Raw genomic sequence first — 20,982 nt, forward strand, 5'->3', positions numbered from 1 at the left:
TTTCAGCTCAAAAGCAGTGAAAAATGACGAATCTTTGCCTTCATTTTAAATTGTAGTATATACAAAAAGGGAATACGATATCGGCGTATTCCCCAAATTAATGCAATCGGCGGTTTCTTTTTTCCTGTTTGAGCTTTTCAGGCGTCACATCATTACCTTCAGGGTCAACAATCGTCACAGTTTTCAACGTGTTTTTCATAGACGCGCGGACGCCTTGAAGATATTCCTGGCGAAGCTTCTGCTGTTCTGCTTTTTCTTCGTCTGTTAAAGATCCGCTCTTTGCTTTTTTGGCAAGCTCGTTAATTCTGGCTATTTTTTCATTAGAAATCATAAGATACTCCTTTGATTCGGTATATATCCATCATACTACTAAATCCGCTTTCGTTTGACAACAGATTAGTCTGCAAGGCCGTCCTTATACTCCTGGTAGCGGCGGTGAACGGTTGCTTTTGAAATGCTGTATCCGAACCCTCTCAACACGGCTGCAATCTCCGCAAACGTCAGCTTGTTCTCCCTGAGCCTGACGATTTCTGAAAGAGGCGCTTCGATCCGCTCTCTCCCGCCGCCTTCATTGCGGTGTTTCAGATTCCTCTCCGGGCGGTAGCCGTTTTCGACCGCCTTCTTCATTCCCCGCTTAATCTTCAGGTTATGTATTTTCCGCTGGTATTCTTCGACAATCCCGACAATCTCCAAAACCATCGAATCCGCTTCGGAAAGCTCAAGCTTTCCCCGGTGAGCCAGCGTGTAGATTTGAACGCCTTCTTTATATAAACAGTGAAGAAGGGCAATTTTGGCATTCCCTCTTCCAAGCCGCGTATCATCCTGTATTAAAACCGCGTCAATGTCTGATGTTTTGATTTCCTCGAGCAGATCGAAGACGCCGTCGCGGTCCATCTCATATCCGCTCGCCTGTTCGGAAATGACGTTCACGACGTTCATCCCGTGCTCAGCGGCAAGCGACTGGAGCTCTTCAGCCTGCCGTTTTAATGAGGTTTCCTGCTGCTCCTTCGCAGTGCTTACCCTGGTGTAAATAATCGCATTCATGGAAATCCCCTCAATCATTTATTCTACAACTGCAAGCTGATATTGATCGGAGTGCTGTTTGGCTACCGGCAGGACCAAAACATCGCCCGGTTTAATAACGGATGTCGGCAGATTGTTTTTATCGGCGACCCATTCGATGAATTTTTGTTTGTCAGCGGGTTTTCCGCCTTTGATCCGGTCGGCCAGCTCCCACAATGTATCGCCTTCCTGCACTTCTATTTTAACATATTGCTTTCTTTCTTCGATTTTACCGGCAAAAGACACAAACAGAATACAGCAGCTGATCACAGCAGTAAACAGACTGACAAAAATCAATGATTCTCTTTTCATATCCATCACCCCAGAATGTTTGTTCGGTTTTATGATTTCAGTATACATACGAACAAATGTTTCTGTCAATCGTTTTTTTCGAACCTATGTTTGTACTCAAAGGAAAAACATGCTATAATCTAGCTAAAATCGACGTTTTGAGGTGCAAAAAATGACGAAGCTATCAAAAAGACAACTTGATATTTTGCGTTTCATTAAAGAAGAAGTGAAACGCAAAGGCTATCCGCCTTCCGTCAGGGAGATCGGAGAAGCGGTCGGCCTGGCGTCAAGTTCAACGGTCCACGGCCACTTGGCAAGGCTTGAAACGAAGGGATTGATCAGAAGGGATCCGACGAAGCCGAGAGCGATCGAAATTCTCGATACAGAGGAAGAAATTCACATTCCGAAAAACCAGGTTGTCAATGTCCCGGTCATCGGAAAGGTGACGGCCGGTACGCCGATTACCGCAGTCGAAAACATTGAGGAATACTTTCCGCTTCCAGACCGCCTGGCGCCGCCGGATGAGCATGTCTTTATGCTGGAGATCATGGGCGAAAGCATGATCGATGCCGGAATTCTTGATCAGGATTATGTGATAGTCAAACAGCAGAACACCGCAAACAACGGAGATATCGTCGTTGCGATGACCGAAGACGACGAAGCGACTGTTAAGCGGTTTTTCAAGGAAGAAACCCATATCCGCCTTCAGCCGGAAAACCCGACGATGGAACCGATCATCCTCCAGAATGTGACGATTCTCGGAAAAGTCATTGGCGTATTCCGCACGGTTCATTAAAAAACGGACTCATCAGCAAAACCGCCGGTCGGCGGTTTTTTTTCGCACGAAAAAACAGGCTCACATCCATACGGAAATGAAGGATGCGAGCCTGAAACAGAGGGATTGATCATATGCTTACATTACCATTATCCCCCAAACGAGTTTTCTTGTCAACAAAAATGTTTCCTTGAGGAAACATTTTTCATTGTCTCCCTTTTATCGAACGATAAACAAAATTCTCGTCCCGTCAGCGTAATCGCTCAGCCTGTTCCCGACCCAGGAGCCGGCTCCGCGGTTATCCGATGAGCTGACATATCTGACCGACGCTCCTTTTCCTCCTTCTTCACACATGGCCATCGGCCATTCGTCACGGTCAAAGCCCGGCTTAGTCGGAATCCCTTTTAATGATTCCTGACGGCGCTTATCCGCTCCAGATCTTTCAATTGTGCAGACATCTGAATGGCCCGCTTTGATCGCATCGCTTATATGAGCACCGGTTTCAGGATAGCGCGATGCCGGAAAATACAATACGTCATCATACCTTGCAACGCCTTCGGCATGCTGAGAAGAATATGCAGCCCCTCCCGAAAGCCCAAGCAGCACCAATGCGGAAAACAGCAGATGAATCGCCCATTTTTTGATCATGACAAAAACAACCTCCTCTTGTATATGCTGGTGTCACTAACAGATTAAGAGAGAATTGTTTTTGCTTTTCGGGCTCTTTGTGAAAAAGACGTTTAGATTGTGTAAATAAACGTAAGTTAAATGCTCGGGTCATACCCGTGAAAAACTGCATGTGCTTTTTGCGTCCGCTCTAAACGTATACACGGCTGCCATCAGGAAACATGCGGCAGCCGGATATGCAAATTTTTTCATCGTTGTATTTTTTAAAAATGATTCATTCACACAACAAAAAAACAGGCGGAAAATTCGCCTGTTTATACGGCAACTTCAAATGTCAGCTTGTCGCCGTGCTTATAGTCAATTAATTTAAAATCATCGATTGTAAAGTCATAAAAGTTTTTGATGTCCGGGTTGATCCACAGCTTCGGCGCTTCATATTGCTCGCGTTTCATCTGAATGTTTAAATTATCGATGTGACGGGTATAAATGTGACAGTCGCCGATATTGAAGATGTATTCGCCCAGCTCATAACCGAGGACTTGGGCGATCATGCGCTGCAAGACGTTATATTGGAACACATTGAACGGGTTGCCAAGCGCCATGTCATTGCTTCTCGCTCTTACTTCCAAAGAGAGCTTTCCTTCTTTCACATACCATTGCGTCTCATAGACGCAGGGCGTCAAAGCCATGCCGTCCAAGTCATCGGGATTCCACAGCATGGTCAAATGCCTGCGTGAAGACGGATTATGCTTTAACTGATGGAGCAAATAATCCACTTGATCGGTTTTCTGCCCGTTAACCGTTCTGTTTTTCTTCGCTAATTGATAGCCGTAGGCTGCTCCGATTGTGCCGTCTTCAAGCCGCCATTGATCCCAAATATGAACCCCCATATCGTTCAGAACTTGGACATCATTGGATTTCAGCTGCCAGATCCAAAGCAGCTCTTTGATGGCCGTTTTCCACGCCACCTTCTTCGTCGTCAAAATCGGCACTTCCGAATTGTCAAACCGCATTTTTTCGCTCATGATGCTCAGCGTATGAGCCGGCGTTCCGTCTGAATCCCACTTCGTCCGGACCTGATATTCTTCATCGGAGATCCCTGATTCAATAATTTTTTGAATGATAGCATTGTATTGCTGGTCATAATGGCTCATCTTATCCTCTCCTCTTTCCACATGATATGTATAAAATGAGTTTTTTTCAAGGTTTAAGATCATGCGCGGGTTTGATAAATCTCCAACGCTTTCTTGATAACATTTTTATCGTATCCAGTGACATCATGGATTTTCTCAGTCCAGCCTTCGATTGTGTCCGGCTTCGCTTCTCTGTATAATCCTTTGCTCGTGCTAAGATATATGTCCCAGCCGCTGAATTCCCAATGCGCGATTTCATGTTGAAACGGAATTCTGCATTCCAGTAATGGCGCAGGCTTCAATGCCGCTTGCGAGTATTCAGCCGCCTCCCAAAAAACGGACATGTCAACAGGGTCTGTAGAGTAGTCTTGAGTTGACACCTTTCCGTTCGGCCGATGGTAAAGAACCTTAACTCCGCCGGTTGTCGGCTTGACTTGAATTTGTGCTGCCGGGAAAAAACCGTCCAGCTTTTCACTGGTATAATCTTCACATTCGCAGTCGATCAGAATCGGCTGCAGCCATTGATCTCCCAGATCACATAAAAAGCGCCGTCCTCTTTCATCAAGCGCGATGACTGCGGCATGCGCGCGTTCTGTTTTGAACGAACGGCCGATTGGAAAAGCTTCCACTCCGTCTTTTGTAAACTCGTCCAGCAGCCAAATCGAAAGGTCAAAGCAATTGCCGGCAATGCCGTACTCTTGGTGGTGTTCCTTCATCATTGAGACGTTCCGCTGTTTCTGATCCCCTCCCTGATGATAAAACCATGCCTTTGTCAGCGTTTCCATCGGAAAAGCGTCGAATCTTCTCCACGTACGGAGAATGGCATCCGGAGCAAACATCATCTCCCCCCCTGTCCAGAAGCGATTGTTAACACTATTATATACGGGCGACCGAGACGAAAAAAATCCCTTAGCAAGGGATTTTTTCGTTTTATTTTCCTTTCTCATCAGTCGGAATCTGGATCAGGGAATTCGATCCTGTCGCTTTAGGCATTTTTCCGTCCCATTTTTGGATCCATTGATACTTGATCATTTCATCTGACATCGATTTTTTAATAATTTCATTATACTCGGCAATACCTTGGGCTTCGATCTTTTTCTTTTTCGCTTCCGCTTCGGCGATCTTCAGCTCTGTCTGCGTTCTTTCCAGTTCCTGCGAAGACTTCACGCGCGCGTCAATCGCTTCCTGGGTCGCTTTATCAGGCTTTGGCACACCGAGTGTTAAATCGTCAATGACAAAGCCGAGCCCCTTCATATCATCTGCAAATGTTTTTTGGATTTCTGCGGCGGCATCAGATGATTTTTGTCCGTATGTATCAATGACGGAGTATTTGGAAATCGACTTTCTTGCAGCGTCCCACAGCCTTGTTTTCAAGTAGCTGTTTTCGATTGATTCAATATCGACCGCTCCGAATTTATTAAACAATTCTACGACTTTATCAGGCTGAACGACATAGTTGTAGGCGATGTCCATTGAGATGTTTTTGCCGTCAGAAGTAGCCACTTGAATATCCTGATTGTTTACAGTCTGCATCCGCACCGGATATCTTGTGACTTTGTCAAACAGTCCGACTAAATGCCAGCCTTGATCAAGCGTTTCCGATTTCACCCCGCCATTCGGGGAATAAACGACGCCGACATATCCGTTCGGAATTTTCTCGATGAACAAGGAAGCTGTGAATCCTCCGATAATTAAAGCAACAGCGACAATGATTCCGCCGAGCAGCGTTTTGTTTTTATTCTTCTTTGGTTGTTTTTCATTCATCTTTGTCATCCTCCAGCGTTTTCTTTATTTTGCTCGCCCCGCTTCCGACTTTTTTAAAAAGCGGGCTTAACATAAGCCATACGCCAAACCCTATAATGGATAGCAATATGATCGAACCAATCATGACTTTCACTTTTGTTTCACCTCTTTTGCATTTGTTGATTGATCGTATGACTAAATAAAATCATTTCACTTATGTTTACGTTCATATGAACTTAAAGTTTCATTTTTTTAAAATGTAATAGAAAAAATTTTATCATTGCAATTGCGAAATCAATGGCATCGTTAAAGGATATGTCGGATATCTTACTCTTTATGCCGCGTATATCATGGCGTGTTTGCAGTCAAATGAAGACGAAGCGGCATGCCGAACCAACTATCAGCTGGGCACATACTAAAAAAAGAGCCAAATGATTGGCTCTTTTAAAAATATTAAATTCAATTATTGTTGATTGCCCTTTTTAACCCATTCAGCTACTGTCACTGTGCGTTTAGCTTGATGTTTCACTGCAGCTTCCACGTCTTCAATCATCTTCCCGTTTTGATCGACTGTAACACTCGTTCCATATGGATTTCCGCCAGCCCCGAAGAGGACAGGATCAGTGTATCCCGGAGAAGCAATAATAGCTCCCCAGTGCATCATTGAAGTATATAAGGACAAGATTGTTGCTTCTTGACCACCATGTGGATTTTGAGCGGAGGACATTGCGCTTACAACCTTATTTACTGTCTTTCCGTTTGCCCAAAGTCCGCCTTGTGTATCAAGAAACTGTTTCATTTGGGATGCCATATTGCCAAAGCGTGTTGGTGTACTGAATATAATAGCATCTGCCCACTCTATATCTTCTGAGGATACGACTGGAATGTCCTTTGTTGCATCAACAGTGGATTTCCACACTTCATTTCCCTCAATGGCTGATTGCGGAGCCAATTCTTGTACTTTTAAAACTTTGACCTCAGCACCTGCTTCTTCTGCACCTTCTGCAGCCCATTTGGCTAATTGATAGTTTGTTCCGCCCATACTATAAAAAACTACAGCTAATTTTACATTTGACATATGATCCAGCTCCTTTGATTTTCTAAATAGTTTGTCTAAAAACCCCATGTTTTAACACCTGCTTTTTTGTTTTCTTTTCGGCAAACCTTTTAAGAACCACCCCCTTGAAGTGTTTCGCTGCCATTATTATTCCTTGCTAGAATAAACTTAAAACATTTCAATTTAATGAATCTCAACTTCAAGATATTATGGATGGTTATATTACTTCGGTCTTTTTCTGGTGAAGATTTCGCCAATCTTTGCGTAATCATGCCCGGCTAAACGACTGATGGCGCCGAGGCCTCTTGGATCGATTTTTCCATTTTCATAGATGCCGCTTTCGATATGATATTGAACGACTCTGCCTATCATAAAATCGCATCCGTCAGAGTGCTTATCTCCCAACTCTAATGAATACTCCAGAACACATTCCATACGCACTTTTGCTTCTATCACGCCCGGCACCGAGACTTTCATACTTTCAACGGGGGTTAACTCCGCTAACTGAACTTCACTTTGACTTGGTGGTAGGCTGGCGGCCGTTAAATTCATTTTTTCAACGTTTTGTTCATCAACGATATGGACCACAAATTCTTTGCTGTTCAAAATGTTTCTCGCTGTATCCTTTTGGCTCCCTTCAAAACGTTGAATAGAAAGGGAGATCATCGGAGGATTTGAAGATACAATATTAAAGTAGCTAAAAGGAGCTCCGTTTAAGACACCCTCCTCTGATAAACTTGTAACAAATGCAACAGGTCTCGGTATAATACTCCCGATTAAAAACTTGTAGTTCTCTCTTTCTGTTTTTGTATTGGGATCAATGGACAGCATCGAATCACTTCCTTACAAAAATTAATCCAGCGCCTTCACTGTTACAGGAATTAATCTTCTTTCTAACTGCTCTCTGTAGTGTTCATACTGGGCCGGCAGCATTAACTGTTCTCCCATTGTTTCATATGATTCATCATGGGCGAATCCTGGTGGATCTGTTGCAATTTCAAATAAGATTTCCCCGTGTTCTCTGAAATAAATCGCGTTAAAATAATTTCTGTCTTGCACAGGTGTAACACGGTATCCGTTTTCCGCAACATATTTTTGCCATTCCAATTGATCATTGTCATCAATGGCTCTCCAGGCAATATGGTGAACTGTACCCGTCCCCATTTGTCCGCTTCCTATAGTTGTTAATTTCAAATCAATCATATTTCCTATGTCACCAGCAGAACGAAAACGTACAAAATCTCCTTCTTCTCCAACTTTTTCAAGTCCCATGACCTTTTCTAATAATTCAGCCGTTTTTTCGGGTTGTTTGGATAACAGTGTTGCTCCACCAAATCCTTTGATTGCATTGTCCGGTGTTATTTCCCCTACTTTCCAGCTGTTCTTTTCCCCTTGTTCTCTTTCGACAATTTCCAGATGAAGACCATGAGGATCATCGAACTCCAAGTATTCCTCTCCAAAACGGTTCATTTTTGTATAAGGCACATTGAATTTTGCTAATCTGTTTTCCCAAAAAGCCATTGCGCCTTTAGGAACGACGTAAGAAGTCACTCCCACTTGACCATCTCCAATGACTCCTCGCCGGGCACCTGCCCAAGGAAAGAATGTAATAATCGTTCCCGGTTTCCCGCCTTCATTGCCAAAATAGAGGTGGTATGTTCCCGGATCATCAAAATTAACGGTTTTTTTCACTAAACGTAAACCAAGAACGCCAGCGTAAAAATCCACGTTCTCTTGCGGATGGCCGACAATCGCTGTAATGTGATGGATTCCAGTTGTTTTCTTTTTCATTCCATTTCACTCCTCTTTCATGAAACATAGCTTTATGATGAGAAATACGTTACAAATTCATTTACAGGTTTTCTAAATCCCCGTGATTTTTCTGCTTTTTATTTTTTCCTTCTTTAAAAGATCAAAATCAATGGACAAGCATCCCTGCCTTTTTCTTTATAGGACTCCGGGCAGTTTTCAACCTTCGTAGATTTCTGTTGCTTGCTAACGATGATGACTGCCGATGAGCCCAGGATCTTGTTATGTCATGAAGCTCCTGTTCAGAAATAGAATACCCAGTTCAATATTTATTTCTCATTATCATGAATTCATATATTTCGAATTAGAGATATTATTATAAAAAAATTTACATGCTTTGGGCATGGAAGCCAAGTTTTTTTAACTTTTCAATTAGAACTTCTTTTTCTTTTATGTCTAAGCCGCCGAAAATGCCTTTCATAGCTGTTTTATGTTTTGGAAAAAGATTGTTCATCAGTGCAGTTCCTTCATTCGTTAAAGCAGCGTATGTTATACGGCGATCTTTAGGACAAGGCCTTCTCTCTATTAACTTTTTCTTCTCTAATTTATCTACAACATAGGTAATGCTGCTGCTTGCGATTAATACTTTTTCGCCTATTTTTTGGATCGGCTGATCGCCTTTACTATAGACTAATTCTAGAACAGCAAACTCAGTTGGGTTTAGTCCTAAACATTTAATATCCTCTTCCACACGCTTTTTAATCGATTGCAGTGCACGAGACAAGACAATAAATGCCTTTAAAGACAACTCCTCTTCGTATCTCTCCATTTCCTGACTGCCCACGGTATTCATCCTTTTTAATTATCTCGAATTCGAGATAATTGTATAATAACGATTTGCTGTTGTCAACTTTTTAAAACGGTTTATGTTATTACGAGTTAAAACAGATGAGACAGAATTGTTAAACGGATGCATTTCCATTGCCGAAGCAGGATTCGGATCTAACACAAAAAACCGCCGACTCAAGGTCGGCAGCGCCGGCTGTTTCAGAAGTCTTGTCATACATGAAATAGTTTGTCTTTTATCTGGAGATGCAGCTTCGGATTCAGCAAGAAAATAATGGACTGAAGCTGTTCCTGTTTATTAATCGAGGGATCCGCGTGGTGTTGATGGTTGTATCCGTTAAAGATTGCAATCAGCGTGGTGGCCATCACCTTCGGATTGAGCTGTTTTTGAACGATGCCTTCTTCCTGAAGCTGCTCGATCAGTTCGACAAAAAACTCTCTCCACTGCTCATACAGAAGGGCTACTTTTCTTTGAATCTCAGGATATCTATGACTATTTGCCATAAATTCCAAAAACAAAGCTGTCGAATGCTCTTTATTTGATGTTTGAATCAAGTGTTCAATCCCTGCGAGCAATCCCCTCAGCGTCTTTTTTCGAAAACAATTCATGCTGGTTTGAAAGCGATCTTCCATTTGCTCATTCATAATATGGAGAAACAGCATCTCCTTTGACTTGAAATACAAATAAAACGTAGCTTTAGAAAATCCGGCTTCTTTCATAATTTCATCTACAGAGGTTGCCGAATATCCATTTTGGGCGAACAGATGATATCCGGCTTCTACGATCTTTTGAACCGTATTCTGTGTCTTCTTTTTCATTAAGCTGTCCTGTCCTCTCTACTTCTCTAATTAAGTTAACCATCTATGTATTGAGATATACTGGGAACGTCAAGGACTCGTTATGTTAAAGAAAATTGGAAAAAGACGCTTAAAATCTTTTGCTCAAACATACACTTGCAGCCTAAGCGGACGTTCTTTCATCAAGCATAGCAGTGACATATAAACACCGCCAAGTGACATTAGTCCGGTAAGTCAACAAGGTCAATCGCCCTAACAGGCCGGTAGCCGTATGTTCCTTTCCTTGCAAAATTCCCAACATTCATTCTAGCATTTACTGCTAAAAACTTCATATATATTGTAATTTATTTAATTGGATTTTTCTGTTTTTTAAAAGCCTCTATGAAATACCCGGGGTCCGCATCCACTTCATAAGCAAATACCCCTTGGTTCGTATGGAGGTAAAGCAAACCGGCCTCGGAAAAAGGTCTGTATGATACATCGTGGACGTGCTCAAGGCGATACTGGCGGCTTGCCGTTAAAATTTTATCGTTGTACAGGTACATTTGATTATGCTTTTTTGTATAGGTTTGCCGGTTAAAATCAATCGTCCGTTCTGTTTTGTAGTAGCTGACAGCGGCGATGGCCTGATGGCACCCGTCTTTCATTTGAAACCTCCATTTGCTATTCGTTGATTAATTTGGACATGACATATTCATCAACATATTGTCCTTTTACTTTCAAAGCGTGCTTTTTAGTGCCTTCAATGATAAAACCCATTTTTTTGTATAAACGCACGGCGGCTGTATGATGGGTCATGACAGTCAGCTCAAGTCTGTGAAGCTTTTCTTCACAGGCCCATTTTTCCAATGCCTGAAACAGCTTTACTCCAATACCTTGTCCAATATATGTTTGGCGTATGCCAATGATGATATGGGCACGGTGGCGTGTTCTCTGAACCTGTCCTCTGACTGCTGCAACATATCCGACTAAGCTTCCGTCATCAGCCGCACAAACAAAAACTTCACACACGCCGGATTGATCTGTTTGATTTGACGTTGTGCCTGAAGCTTTCGTTCACCCGGTTCAAACAGCATGAATTCAGATTCTTCATCGATCGTTTCACAAAGCTTCAGATAGTTTTCTGCATCTAAAGCTGTTAATTTTCTGACATGCAAGAAAGGCCCTCCAAACAGTTTTTAGATTATCTATATATTCTGAATTATAATCGCATGAAAAAGGCTGTGCAAACCGCAGGTGCCAAGATCGATTCGCGGCTTCATCAAAAAAATAGCAAAACCGCCGGCATTACTTTTCAAGCAGCCTCGGTTTCGCAGGGTCGCACGCAGGTTTTTGCGTATTTGTCGATTCGGCGATTTTCATTAAATAATAGCATTCTTCCCTCATCATGTGGTCTGCCATCAGCGCGGAGAACGTACCGAGCATCTGATCTGTAAGCTCCAGCTCCTCCACTTCTTTCAAAAAGGTACGAAACAGCTCAATCTCAAGCTTCACGTCTTTATTCATCCTTCTGAGAGCGGGAAAAGATTCAACATTCGCTCTGAGATACCCCGTCAATTCAACGGATTTAATATAGAACTGTTCAAAGTGTTTGACAAACTCCCTGCTCTTCTCTTTCAACCGTTTTTCCACCGCATCCAGGTCATCGGCAATTGCTCCAGCATGTCCGGCGGCATCCATCAGCCACAGCATATGGTGGTGCAACTCGTGGAAAACAGGCGGCACTTCCCGTTTTTTTAAGTATTTTAGCACAAGCAAGTACTCCTCCAGTTCATTTACCATATGGTTGATAAAAGTCGGAGGAAGGTGAATTTTAATATCGCCTGTCAGGTGCCTTTTAATGATGGAGAGTTTAAATTTCCTGAATTGAAGGGCATATTCTTCAGCTTCAAGCGTTAATGAATACAAATCAGGCGAAGCATTCACTTTTTTCAGCAAAACATCAAACGTCTGCTTGAACTGCTTCGCCTTTTGAATATCTTCTTTTTCCCTTTCAGCCAAAGAATCCAAAATAAAACGCGCATGATCACCCAAAACCTGAAGCCAAAATTTATGTTCAAAAACGGCCGTCTCCTTATAAGTTTTCAAGCTTGCGCCTCCCTTTAAATACCATTCTTCACTATGGCTATTCGCTGCAAGCCCGAAATATGATCATGCAAATAGAAGCTGATCAATAAAGATTCGGAGGCAGTATATCATCCCGGGGATGTTGAATAACCGATGGCGGCGTATCATGAATATATGCAGGCGCAGGTTTTAACACCGGTTTTTTCGCAAGGGGCTGAGGATGTTCAACATACTGAAAAACGCCTTCCCCATCCATGCTCGGTCCCTTCGCCCATCTGCCTGTAGCGCTCTCGTTGCCTCTTGAAAAATTAAATAATACATGAGAGACTTCCCTTTTTTCCAGATGGCGCGGAAACGTGCTTGGGACGACGACATTTTCTTTCGCTTCCAGTTCTTTAATGGCTGCAAGCCACTGGTTTTGATGCATCGTATCCCTTGCAATCAGCCAGGACAGCATATCTTTGACACCGCGGTCCGTCGTCTCTTCATAAAGGCGGACCGCCTGCAGGCGTCCCTGTGATTCCGCGTTTAAATTTGCCCGAAAGTCAGCAAGCAAATTTCCGCTTGCAATAATATAATCGGCAGTCCAGCGGTTTCCCACACTGTCGGCCGGCATCGCCCCTAATCCTGATACGATGGCATGCTGCGGATTCATCCCTCCGAGAATGGCACCGAGCACCGGATCTTTTGCAGCTTTTTCAAGATCGCCGACCGGCGCACCGTCCAAAAGCCTTGCAATCATCGTCGCCAGCATCTCGATATGGGCGAGCTCTTCAGCTCCTGTATCCATCAGCAGATCTTTGTACTTGCCGTTTCCTCTGACACTCCAGCCTTGAAAAAGATATTGCAGAGCTACTGATATTTCGCCGAACTGTCCTCCCAGTATTTCCTGCAGCTTTTTCGCAAATAATGGATCGGGTTTTTCAGGCTTTGCATGATACTGCAGTTCTTTAATATGAAAAAACATAAGATCGCTCCTCTCCTGAGCTACCTTATGAACGATAAGAACAATAGGTGTTTGTCTATCCCTTTTAAATGAGTTTCTATGAACCGCTAAGAAGGTCTTCAATCCACATATCAACTTGCCGCTCAGACATTCCTCCGACATACATCCGCTCTGGTCTTCCTTCCCGATTAATGAATATACTTGTAGGCAAATAATAAATTTCCCAAGAACGGTAAACTTCAGCCGATTGATCCAAAGCGACCGGAAAAGTTAAGCCATGGCGGTCGACAAAGCTCTTTTCTGCACCTTTCGATTCACGCACATTGACAGCGATGATTTCAAAACCGTCTCCTTTAAAACGGTCATAAGCTTTTTGCATGACCGGCATCTCCTCTTGGCACGGTGTACAAAAAGTCCCCCAAAAGTTAACAAGTACCGCCTTTCCCCGTAATTTTTTCAGTTCGATGTCACCGCCCTCTAAAGTCGATAATTTAAAATGTAATGCCTGCCTGTTCATTCCGGCCTCCGGCAATATGCTGATAAAGAGCATAACCAGACGCACAACATAGGAGCAAGAGGATGGCGCCTCTCAATAAAAGCAGCGTTTGTTTTTTCATTTTTTTCTCCCGATATGTTAGCCCTAATATGAAAAAAGGACTCTCCTCTGCTGGGCTTTCTTTATGATGAGTAGTCCGGCATTTCATGCTCAAAGCCGTAAAAGCCTGTAATTCCAACATCTCCGCAGCCTGACACTTTTGTGATATCCAGGAAATGATTGCGGTGCGGCGTCCCGCTCACTTTATCTGCAGCACTTAAATGAAGATGATTTCCAGTAAATTCTTTCTCGCTTAAAGTGATCGCATGTCCTGTTAACGTGATTCTCTGCAGCTTGATCTTGAGTGTACAGCCTTCTGCATTAAAAATCGTAAACTTATAATACAGCCATGTCGGGTAGTAATTTACATTGGTGCTGTCCGCCATAAAAAATCCCACTTGATCTTCAGTCATTGTCATGGTCGTCTTTTTCTCATCTTTTGTAACCGCAGCATCAGCAGGCTGAATATGAAAACTGCAGGCCATCATGATTGAAAACAACATCAAAAATAAATTTTTTTTCATTGGCGCCCCTCCCTTTTTCCATATTATAAACTTTATTGAATAAAAAGGATATTGAAATTTAATCTCCCGTTTCAAGATGAGTGTGCCGAACGATCCCTTACAAAAGTGTAATGTTCATGTCACGTTATTCGATTTTTTTATCAGACAATGAATCTTAGAATGATAAATGAGGTGAAATTGTGAAAAAGCATATCGTATGGATCAGCCTGATGATCATATTTACCGCATTATTAAGCGGATGTAACTTAAACCGTGTGGGAACAGACGAATATTATGTTCACATTACCGGAAACGGGAAGGAAGACACGTCGAAGTTTGACGACGGCGAGGAATACTCCGTCTTCAAATATGAACTGGCCGGTTTTGATGAGGACGGTCAAGAAAAAACAATGGAATTCACAGCTGATAAAAACCTTCGTACAGGCGCGTTTTTACGGCTTTTCTATTCTGAAAATAAAGGCGTGAAATCGTGGGAAGAGGTTGAAAAAGACGATATTCCCGACAAAGCCAAAGATCGATTAGGTGTGAAAAATTAAAAAACATGCGGGAGATGGCGGCGCCATCTCTTTTGTTTATCCTTGCATGCCTTCCTTTTTGCTTTTTTTAAGTGATAAAAATTCATCCTGAAAAATGCACATTCTAATAGCGTTACGATAATAGCCGTCAACGAAAAATTCATCCTGCAGCTCGCTCTCGATTGTGAACCCTGCCTTTTTATACAAGTGAATCGCTTTTGCATTATCTTCGTCGACGATCAAATACAATTTGTGCAAATTCAAAACGGAAAACGCGTAGTTCATCGCCAAATACGTTGCGCTTGACGAATACCCGTTCCCTTGATGCTCGGGATCAATGATGATTTGAAACTCCGCCCGTCTGTGAATATAATCAATTTCGACCAGCTCAACCAATCCGATCATCTCAGTCTCTTTCTCTATGATAAAGCGCCGTTCGCTTTGGTCATGAATGTGTTTGTCAAACAAATCCTGCAGCTCAACAAAAGTCTCATACGGTTCTTCAAACCAATACGACATAATCTTCGCATCGTTGTTAAGACGGTGGACAAACGGAAGGTCTTCTCTTTCGAGCGGACGCAATTTAAGCTGATTGAACATATCAGCAACCTCCAATATAAATTAAAATTTAAGATGATGTAAGGCGCAGGCCGATCACCCCGATTATAATAAAGCCAAGTGAGATGAGCTGCGGAGCGCGAATCCGCTCCTTAAACCAAAATAAGCTGACTGCCGTAATGCCGATGCTGCCGATCCCGGTCCAAACAGCATAGGCAACACCGGCTGAAAGTGCCTGCATGGCTTTCGAAAGGCAGAAAAAAGACAAAGCAAACCCCAATACCATGACAATAATCGGCCATTTTTTTCTTGTGCCGTCTACATATTTCATAGCGATGGCGGCAATGACCTCTTCGATTCCAGAAATCACCAAAAATAACCACGGCATGATCAATCACCCCCTGACTGGGTATTGTTCTCTTTTGTAAACATTTTCATGCCAATAATGCCTCCCAACAGCACGATCAAAAAAAATATTTGCCCTCCTGAAAAGGGTTCGCCCATAAAAACACCCGTCACATATGTGCCGGCCGTTCCGATTCCGACAAATACGGTATAAGCCGACGCCATCGGAATGTTCCTGTAAGATCGTATCAGCATGAGAAAACTTGCCGCGATCAGTACAAAGATCATCAGCCAATCGGCGAAGGAATCCGCATGTTTAAGACCTGAGGCCCAAACCACTTCCAAAAAACCCGCAATAATGACGAGGAGCCAACTCAATGATAACACCCTTCCTGTTGTGAATGAACGTCAGTCATTTTTAGGCCGATAAAAAATGAACAGCTGCAGCCGGTCATTTTTCACTTGGTTCCTATGCTTCTCTTCAGAAAAGTAAATATTTCTTTTTTGAACACACTGAGCTCTTCGTCTTTTTCCGCCCCGATGTAATAACGTTCCGCTGTGTTTTCGACAAAGTTGATAATCGTTCTGGCCGTCCAGCGCACATTGATGTCCGGAATGACCTCGTTTTTCTCAACTGCTTTTTCAATAAGTCCTTCAAGCCAGGAATAATAAGGCTGATAGATCGCCTCCCATTTTTCCATCGAATGGTCAAAGGCAAGACCTGAGTAGCAAAGAACGATAATATCCTGATGAAGTTCCGTCATGTTAAACGTCTCATCGATCATGATCTCCAAGGCGGTCCAGAAAGACATGGTTCCGTCGACCTTGCTCTTAATATGGTCCAAAGAATGTGTCAGAAGATTTTCCGCGATCGCGGGAATCAATGCATTTTTGGATGAGAAATAAAGATAAAAAGTGCCCTGCGCAGTACCTGCTTTTTTCACGATATCTGAAATCGACGCCTTATCCAGCCCCTTTTCAGAAATGACTTCAATGGCCGCCTGCAAAATCTTTTCATATTTCCCGGACGTTTGCTTTGGCATGTTGCAGACCTCCCTAAAAATGAATGACTATCATTCATTTTAGTGGAGCGGCTTTTCATTGTCAACCGGGCGGCGCAGGACTTATTTCCTTAAAATTTCTTTAAAATCCTAAGCATAAGCTGTCTTTGGATATGAATCCCTTTTATACTTTACACATATACCGAAAACAGATGGAGTTGATATTGTTGAAACCGCTGATCAAGCTGGCATGCGGAGCTGCCTCTCTTATCGCAGCCGTCCTCGCAATATGTTTTGCAGTGAAACGGAGCAAAGACAAACAATAGGAATTAGGAAAAGTTCTCAGCAAAAATTTTCTTTTGCTAAAAGTTTTTTTGTTGATCTCCCTGTTCATTTTAAAGAGAAATGCAATGCATAGTGATCATGAAATCGAACAATCGATTAGACCTCCTACAGCTTTTTATGAATCTTTTTGGACTATTATCCTATATGAAAATATCCACACAAAATATAACACTTGGAAAATCAATATGATATAATCATCACTCTAATGAGTAAATAAAGAGCTTTTTTAAATATATAAACTGCGAAGGGGCTATAGAATGGAACTTACGATCACCAGAGCACTAAGCGAACTCAAAATGTTGGATAAAAGAATCAAGCGGGCCGTAAATGAGAGTACATTCGGAGGCTTGATGATCGGAAAGAAACTGCCGAACGGATTTCGGACAACCGAAGACTTGGAAACTAGGGCGAAAGCCGATTATCAATCAATTGAAGCCTTAATCAAAAGGCGAAATGCCATTAAGTCTGCCATTGTTGTATCCAACGCGACGACCAAAATCGAAGTGGCCGGAGTCAAGATGACTGTGGCTGAAGCCATCGAAAGAAAAACCTCCATCAGCTACGACATTCAACTTTTGGATAAGCTGAAAGAAGTGTACGCTGATTTAGTCGACGAGGCCGAGAGCGTCAATCAAAAAGTAACAGAAAGACTGGACAAACATCTGGAGACTCTTTTCGGAAAAGACGGCAAAGTAAAAGCGGCTGAAAACCAGGAAATCGTCAAATCTTTCCTCGCTGAAAATGAAGCAAAAATCATCGATCCGCTGAATCTAAAAGAGAAGATCGATTCCTTGTCAAAAAAGATCGAGGACTTTGAAATGGAAGTTGACTTTGCATTGTCCGAGAGCAATACACTCACCAAAATCAAAATCGATTAACGGCCGATTGTTAGCCAACCGAAAACCGATAAAACTAAACACCTTCCGAGGGAAAGGTGACTCCCTCCTTTTATTTCATCTGCACAGCCAAAGAGACGCTGTGCCAACATTGAGATAAAAGCTCAAAGCTCAACGTTCAGCGTTTACAGCTTAAGTATCAAAGCTCTTAACAGTTCAAAGCTTACGCCTTAAAGTTAAAAGATCGATAAAATCTGGGAGAAACGGCTGCTTGAGCATTTGTTTACCGGCTCAGTCGGTTGCCGCCCAGCAGGTTGGCTAACAATGGATATCAATAACAAAAAAACGTCTATATAGACGTTTTTTTAGTGGATTCGCAAATCAAAGGATGCGCTCAATCTTTCTGTTTGTCCTTTTCTATATGCACCCAAAGATAATAAATCACCCCGCCTGCTAAAATAAACACAATCCCCAAGTGCCCTTGCTCTGAGGGAACAAAAAATTGAAATAAAAACGCTAAAATTAAAGCCGGTACCATAATCATGAAGTATTTCTTTTTATCCAACATGTAAAACACCCTTACATTGATTTTAGCTAACGATACGATATAAGTGCTGTTTGGTTTCAATTTTTAAAGATTCCGCTCTGATTTATGACATATATGAATCTAGAATTATGACGAAAACCTCAAAGGCCTTTTTCTTTTTGCAAAATATAATGGCCGCGGGCAGGTTTTTTAATATCTGGGCGATGTTTCATTAAGCTCTTCATAAATGTTGTCATGTTTTTAATCGGAAAGCCGGTTTCTTTCTCGATTTCAGTTTTGAGCTTAATGCCTTTCAAGCCCTCTTCATAGCGGCTTAAAATGTTTAAGGCAGCCTCACGCTGTATGGTTGTTTTTGATTGGAAAATAGTATGAGATGGAGTTTTGATGGGCGGATGTTTGTCAGCGGCAATCTGGGATTGTTTTAATTCCTCTGCTGCAGCGCTTGCCAAGTCGATTAATGAAGATTTTTTGTTAATTGCGGGATCACTCTCCCGATCCAATTCACGCAGCTTCGAATAAATGTCTTGTCGTTCTTTCCGCAATTCCCGCATCACCTGAATCTCCGCATCACCTAGCTGTTCAAGTCTCAAACGCAACGCTTCTCTTTCGTCGAACATATCTCCCACATCCTAAAATTAAGATTCCATTATAGTTTATAGGACTTTTTTAACTTTAACAATTTATTTAAAAATAAATTCAAGAAAAGTTCTTTTTATCGTTAAAACATATATGGAATATAAAGGATGATTACGTTATTGATGTTCTTGTATCAATCGGCATATCCTTCGTCCGTCTCCTCCAAATCATATGATCATATCCTTTCCCCCAATAATCCTTCAGCATATAGTCAGGCTCGCCGAATTTCTTCTTCCATATTTTCTGTGCACCGGGATAACCGCTGTCCAAACAAAATTCCTTCACTCCCCGATTCAGAAAGGTCAAAAACATAACGTTGAACAGCAAAGACCCGATTCCGCGTCTTTGATAATCCGGGTGGACAAATACCGTCCCTACCTCATATAAATCCTTTAAAGCCCCATCCGTACAAATATCGATCAATTCGCTGGCAAGGCCATATTCGATTGTACCGATGATTTTATTCAGACGTTGATCTGAAGCGATAAAAAAGTGCCGGCTCTTCCCTTTGCTGTCTAAGTCTGCTTTCAAGTATTGCCTCTTACTTTCAATTTCACTTTCTTGATCATCAAGCAGATCGGATATCCCCTCTTTAGCAAAAGTATCCTCGACCACGATTCTGAAAAACTGATTCAGCTCTTCAACGTCGTCAATTTGCGGCCTTCTGATCTCAATTTCATTCATTTTAAATCACTTCCTTATTCAGTGATTGTCGTTTCATTTATACCACGGAATCTTGGTTAATTTCATTATTTCTGCGTCCTCTTCATCTCCGGTTTTCCACTCCACTTTGACTGATAACGCATGCCCGATGACATCCTCTTCAGGCATAAAATCAAAAGTCGCGATATGATCTTCCATATGGCCTCCGTCATCCATTTCCTCTCCGGTATACTCAGAAAGATCGTATTCTCCTCTATCATCATACTTTTTGCCGTCTATGTATAAGGTGATTGTTTTCACAATCGTTCTTTTCGCATCTTCTTTCGCGCCATCCCAATACAAATTCAAAAAATAATTAGGCCCGATTGACGTTTTATCTGATTTCTCAATCGAAGCATGCCACAGACCGCTTTCCCCCTCTCCTTCATACACCACTTTCTTTCCGAAGATCATTGCACTGACATATCCCCCGCCAATTAAAAGCAGAAATGCGCTGCTGATCATCAGCAGCCGTTTGAGTCCATTTTTGTTTTTCATCATTTCCCCCGCTTTCATCACAATAGTAGTGATGACGGTGAAAAAAGTTACGCAAAAAAGGCGCCATAAACGGCACCTTTTTAAAATCATATTTCCCCGGAGTATTCAGCGCTTTTGACCAATAAATTGAATGACATGAGACAGGCCGTTGTGCCAAGCCCCTTCATGACGAACGACTTCTCCCATAAAAAAGTGGACAATACGCCAATCTGAAAAGGTTTGTAAAAATTCTTCCGGTGTATATAAAAGCTCCGGATCCTGCGGCCCGCCGCTTTTGTAAGGAATTTGGTGCGTCGAATACACTTCCGTCACGAAAAATCCCCCGGGCTTCACGGCTTCTTTTACTCCAAGAAGTGTTTTTCGACGCAGCTCTTCTGGAAAATGTCCAAAAATACATACAATCTCGTCCCACTGCCCTTGATTCCAAGACGCTTCATTTAAGTCAACAAGCTCCGTCTTCACCGATACATGACGGGTTTCAGCAAGCTTTTTCGTTTTCTCCAACCCTGACTCGGCATAATCCCATGACGTGACGTTCATCCCTTGTTCTGCTAAAAAAACCGCATTGCGCCCCTCGCCTTCTGCAATGGCTAAAGCATCACCCGACAATTGAAGTTTTTTCTGCGAATCTGCCAAAAACGCATTCGGTTCCGTTCCATACACATAGTTCTCATCTTGAAAGCGCTCGTGCCAAAAGTTCATCGTTTTTGTTCTCCTTTTTTTAGAAGCTTTCATATCAATGATATACCCGTTTCTTTTAGATGATGCATCTCATTTTCGCTTCGC

Annotated in this window: 33 protein-coding genes; 3 read left to right on the forward strand and 30 right to left on the reverse strand. The window is 42.4% G+C overall.

The window, feature by feature from the left end; translation table 11 throughout:
- Window positions 1-97: 97 nt before the first annotated feature.
- From M1E03_RS11615 to yneA, 3 genes are all read right to left on the reverse strand, one after another.
- A complete protein-coding gene (locus M1E03_RS11615; RefSeq protein ID WP_020451594.1) occupies window positions 98-331 on the reverse strand; it encodes a DUF896 domain-containing protein in 234 nt (77 codons plus the stop codon).
- Window positions 332-396: 65 nt separating this feature from the next.
- On the reverse strand, window positions 397-1,044 hold the full coding sequence (locus tag M1E03_RS11620; RefSeq protein ID WP_020451593.1) for a YneB family resolvase-like protein: 648 nt from the start codon (window positions 1,042-1,044) through the stop codon (window positions 397-399).
- Between the two features lie 18 nt (window positions 1,045-1,062).
- Window positions 1,063-1,374: a cell division suppressor protein YneA gene (gene yneA / locus M1E03_RS11625; protein WP_020451592.1), complete on the reverse strand. Its 312-nt coding sequence runs from the start codon at window positions 1,372-1,374 to the stop codon at window positions 1,063-1,065.
- Between the two features lie 151 nt (window positions 1,375-1,525).
- On the opposite strand from yneA, the gene lexA reads away from it, so the two are divergent.
- The gene (gene lexA, locus M1E03_RS11630; RefSeq protein ID WP_020451591.1) at window positions 1,526-2,149 is read left to right on the forward strand and encodes a transcriptional repressor LexA; all 624 of its coding nucleotides are present in this window, start codon (window positions 1,526-1,528) and stop codon (window positions 2,147-2,149) included.
- Between the two features lie 198 nt (window positions 2,150-2,347).
- On the opposite strand, the gene M1E03_RS11635 is transcribed toward lexA, so the two are convergent.
- From M1E03_RS11635 to M1E03_RS11720, 18 genes are all read right to left on the reverse strand, one after another.
- Window positions 2,348-2,776 (reverse strand): NucA/NucB deoxyribonuclease domain-containing protein, encoded by a 429-nt coding sequence (locus M1E03_RS11635; RefSeq protein ID WP_267493441.1) that lies wholly within the window; start codon window positions 2,774-2,776, stop codon window positions 2,348-2,350.
- A 293-nt stretch (window positions 2,777-3,069) separates the two neighbouring features.
- On the reverse strand, window positions 3,070-3,909 hold the full coding sequence (locus M1E03_RS11640) for a thymidylate synthase (protein WP_075213301.1): 840 nt from the start codon (window positions 3,907-3,909) through the stop codon (window positions 3,070-3,072).
- 59 nt (window positions 3,910-3,968) lie between these two features.
- The gene (locus M1E03_RS11645; protein WP_103750446.1) at window positions 3,969-4,730 is read right to left on the reverse strand and encodes a hypothetical protein; all 762 of its coding nucleotides are present in this window, start codon (window positions 4,728-4,730) and stop codon (window positions 3,969-3,971) included.
- Window positions 4,731-4,818: 88 nt separating this feature from the next.
- Window positions 4,819-5,652, reverse strand: coding sequence for a prohibitin family protein (locus tag M1E03_RS11650; protein ID WP_020451587.1), 834 nt, complete (start codon window positions 5,650-5,652; stop codon window positions 4,819-4,821).
- Window positions 5,645-5,785 carry a hypothetical protein gene (locus tag M1E03_RS11655; RefSeq protein WP_023857597.1) on the reverse strand — a complete coding sequence of 47 codons (141 nt, stop codon included), beginning with the start codon at window positions 5,783-5,785 and terminating at the stop codon, window positions 5,645-5,647. Before M1E03_RS11655 ends, M1E03_RS11650 begins: the two co-directional genes overlap by 8 nt.
- A 309-nt stretch (window positions 5,786-6,094) precedes the next feature.
- Window positions 6,095-6,709, reverse strand: coding sequence for an NAD(P)H:quinone oxidoreductase (gene wrbA / locus M1E03_RS11660; RefSeq protein ID WP_026579653.1), 615 nt, complete (start codon window positions 6,707-6,709; stop codon window positions 6,095-6,097).
- Window positions 6,710-6,910: 201 nt separating this feature from the next.
- The gene (locus M1E03_RS11665; protein ID WP_020451585.1) at window positions 6,911-7,519 is read right to left on the reverse strand and encodes a flavin reductase family protein; all 609 of its coding nucleotides are present in this window, start codon (window positions 7,517-7,519) and stop codon (window positions 6,911-6,913) included.
- Between the two features lie 21 nt (window positions 7,520-7,540).
- Window positions 7,541-8,479, reverse strand: coding sequence for a ring-cleaving dioxygenase (locus tag M1E03_RS11670; protein ID WP_026579654.1), 939 nt, complete (start codon window positions 8,477-8,479; stop codon window positions 7,541-7,543).
- Window positions 8,480-8,825: 346 nt separating this feature from the next.
- Window positions 8,826-9,281: a MarR family winged helix-turn-helix transcriptional regulator gene (locus M1E03_RS11675; RefSeq protein ID WP_020451583.1), complete on the reverse strand. Its 456-nt coding sequence runs from the start codon at window positions 9,279-9,281 to the stop codon at window positions 8,826-8,828.
- Window positions 9,282-9,496: 215 nt separating this feature from the next.
- Window positions 9,497-10,102 (reverse strand): TetR/AcrR family transcriptional regulator, encoded by a 606-nt coding sequence (locus M1E03_RS11680; protein WP_020451582.1) that lies wholly within the window; start codon window positions 10,100-10,102, stop codon window positions 9,497-9,499.
- 323 nt (window positions 10,103-10,425) lie between these two features.
- Window positions 10,426-10,728 carry a hypothetical protein gene (locus M1E03_RS11685; protein WP_020451581.1) on the reverse strand — a complete coding sequence of 101 codons (303 nt, stop codon included), beginning with the start codon at window positions 10,726-10,728 and terminating at the stop codon, window positions 10,426-10,428.
- Between the two features lie 16 nt (window positions 10,729-10,744).
- Window positions 10,745-11,092, reverse strand: a complete 348-nt coding sequence (locus tag M1E03_RS11690; RefSeq protein ID WP_229129055.1) for a GNAT family N-acetyltransferase — start codon at window positions 11,090-11,092, stop codon at window positions 10,745-10,747.
- Entirely contained in the window at window positions 11,050-11,238 is a 189-nt protein-coding gene (locus tag M1E03_RS11695; RefSeq protein WP_229078912.1) for a hypothetical protein, read from the reverse strand. The genes M1E03_RS11690 and M1E03_RS11695 overlap by 43 nt, the downstream gene beginning before the upstream one ends.
- A gap of 130 nt (window positions 11,239-11,368) precedes the next feature.
- Window positions 11,369-12,169, reverse strand: a complete 801-nt coding sequence (locus M1E03_RS11700) for a DUF2935 domain-containing protein (RefSeq protein WP_020451579.1) — start codon at window positions 12,167-12,169, stop codon at window positions 11,369-11,371.
- Window positions 12,170-12,251: 82 nt separating this feature from the next.
- Window positions 12,252-13,115, reverse strand: a complete 864-nt coding sequence (locus M1E03_RS11705) for a manganese catalase (protein WP_023857602.1) — start codon at window positions 13,113-13,115, stop codon at window positions 12,252-12,254.
- 76 nt (window positions 13,116-13,191) lie between these two features.
- Window positions 13,192-13,644, reverse strand: a complete 453-nt coding sequence (locus M1E03_RS11710) for a redoxin domain-containing protein (protein WP_458110454.1) — start codon at window positions 13,642-13,644, stop codon at window positions 13,192-13,194.
- Window positions 13,586-13,711: a hypothetical protein gene (locus tag M1E03_RS11715; protein ID WP_256163837.1), complete on the reverse strand. Its 126-nt coding sequence runs from the start codon at window positions 13,709-13,711 to the stop codon at window positions 13,586-13,588. The genes M1E03_RS11710 and M1E03_RS11715 overlap by 59 nt, the downstream gene beginning before the upstream one ends.
- 61 nt (window positions 13,712-13,772) lie before the next feature.
- Entirely contained in the window at window positions 13,773-14,213 is a 441-nt protein-coding gene (locus M1E03_RS11720; protein ID WP_023857604.1) for a hypothetical protein, read from the reverse strand.
- Window positions 14,214-14,422: 209 nt separating this feature from the next.
- On the opposite strand from M1E03_RS11720, the gene M1E03_RS11725 reads away from it, so the two are divergent.
- Window positions 14,423-14,749: a YxeA family protein gene (locus tag M1E03_RS11725; protein WP_217626321.1), complete on the forward strand. Its 327-nt coding sequence runs from the start codon at window positions 14,423-14,425 to the stop codon at window positions 14,747-14,749.
- Window positions 14,750-14,785: 36 nt separating this feature from the next.
- Here M1E03_RS11725 and speG read toward each other — a convergent pair whose 3' ends face one another.
- The 4 genes from speG to M1E03_RS11745 form a co-directional block, all read right to left on the reverse strand.
- A complete protein-coding gene (speG, locus tag M1E03_RS11730; protein ID WP_020451574.1) occupies window positions 14,786-15,328 on the reverse strand; it encodes a spermidine N1-acetyltransferase in 543 nt (180 codons plus the stop codon).
- A 28-nt stretch (window positions 15,329-15,356) separates the two neighbouring features.
- On the reverse strand, window positions 15,357-15,674 hold the full coding sequence (locus M1E03_RS11735; RefSeq protein ID WP_020451573.1) for a DMT family transporter: 318 nt from the start codon (window positions 15,672-15,674) through the stop codon (window positions 15,357-15,359).
- A gap of 2 nt (window positions 15,675-15,676) precedes the next feature.
- On the reverse strand, window positions 15,677-16,009 hold the full coding sequence (locus tag M1E03_RS11740; protein WP_020451572.1) for a DMT family transporter: 333 nt from the start codon (window positions 16,007-16,009) through the stop codon (window positions 15,677-15,679).
- An 80-nt stretch (window positions 16,010-16,089) separates the two neighbouring features.
- A complete protein-coding gene (locus M1E03_RS11745; protein WP_458110455.1) occupies window positions 16,090-16,674 on the reverse strand; it encodes a TetR family transcriptional regulator in 585 nt (194 codons plus the stop codon).
- Between the two features lie 560 nt (window positions 16,675-17,234).
- Here M1E03_RS11745 and M1E03_RS11750 point away from each other — a divergent pair.
- Window positions 17,235-17,855 (forward strand): hypothetical protein, encoded by a 621-nt coding sequence (locus tag M1E03_RS11750; RefSeq protein WP_026579659.1) that lies wholly within the window; start codon window positions 17,235-17,237, stop codon window positions 17,853-17,855.
- A gap of 352 nt (window positions 17,856-18,207) precedes the next feature.
- On the opposite strand, the gene M1E03_RS11755 is transcribed toward M1E03_RS11750, so the two are convergent.
- From M1E03_RS11755 to M1E03_RS11775, 5 genes are all read right to left on the reverse strand, one after another.
- The gene (locus M1E03_RS11755; protein ID WP_165389276.1) at window positions 18,208-18,381 is read right to left on the reverse strand and encodes a hypothetical protein; all 174 of its coding nucleotides are present in this window, start codon (window positions 18,379-18,381) and stop codon (window positions 18,208-18,210) included.
- Between the two features lie 119 nt (window positions 18,382-18,500).
- The gene (locus tag M1E03_RS11760; RefSeq protein WP_195536405.1) at window positions 18,501-18,977 is read right to left on the reverse strand and encodes a Rok-like winged helix domain-containing protein; all 477 of its coding nucleotides are present in this window, start codon (window positions 18,975-18,977) and stop codon (window positions 18,501-18,503) included.
- Between the two features lie 130 nt (window positions 18,978-19,107).
- On the reverse strand, window positions 19,108-19,680 hold the full coding sequence (locus tag M1E03_RS11765; protein WP_216920663.1) for a GNAT family N-acetyltransferase: 573 nt from the start codon (window positions 19,678-19,680) through the stop codon (window positions 19,108-19,110).
- Between the two features lie 33 nt (window positions 19,681-19,713).
- Window positions 19,714-20,196, reverse strand: a complete 483-nt coding sequence (locus M1E03_RS11770; RefSeq protein WP_224067360.1) for a DUF4944 domain-containing protein — start codon at window positions 20,194-20,196, stop codon at window positions 19,714-19,716.
- Between the two features lie 105 nt (window positions 20,197-20,301).
- Entirely contained in the window at window positions 20,302-20,898 is a 597-nt protein-coding gene (locus M1E03_RS11775) for an SAM-dependent methyltransferase (RefSeq protein ID WP_145685451.1), read from the reverse strand.
- Between the last annotated feature and the right edge of the window lie 84 nt (window positions 20,899-20,982).

It is taken from the genome of Bacillus sp. PK6-013, from assembly GCF_054161445.1.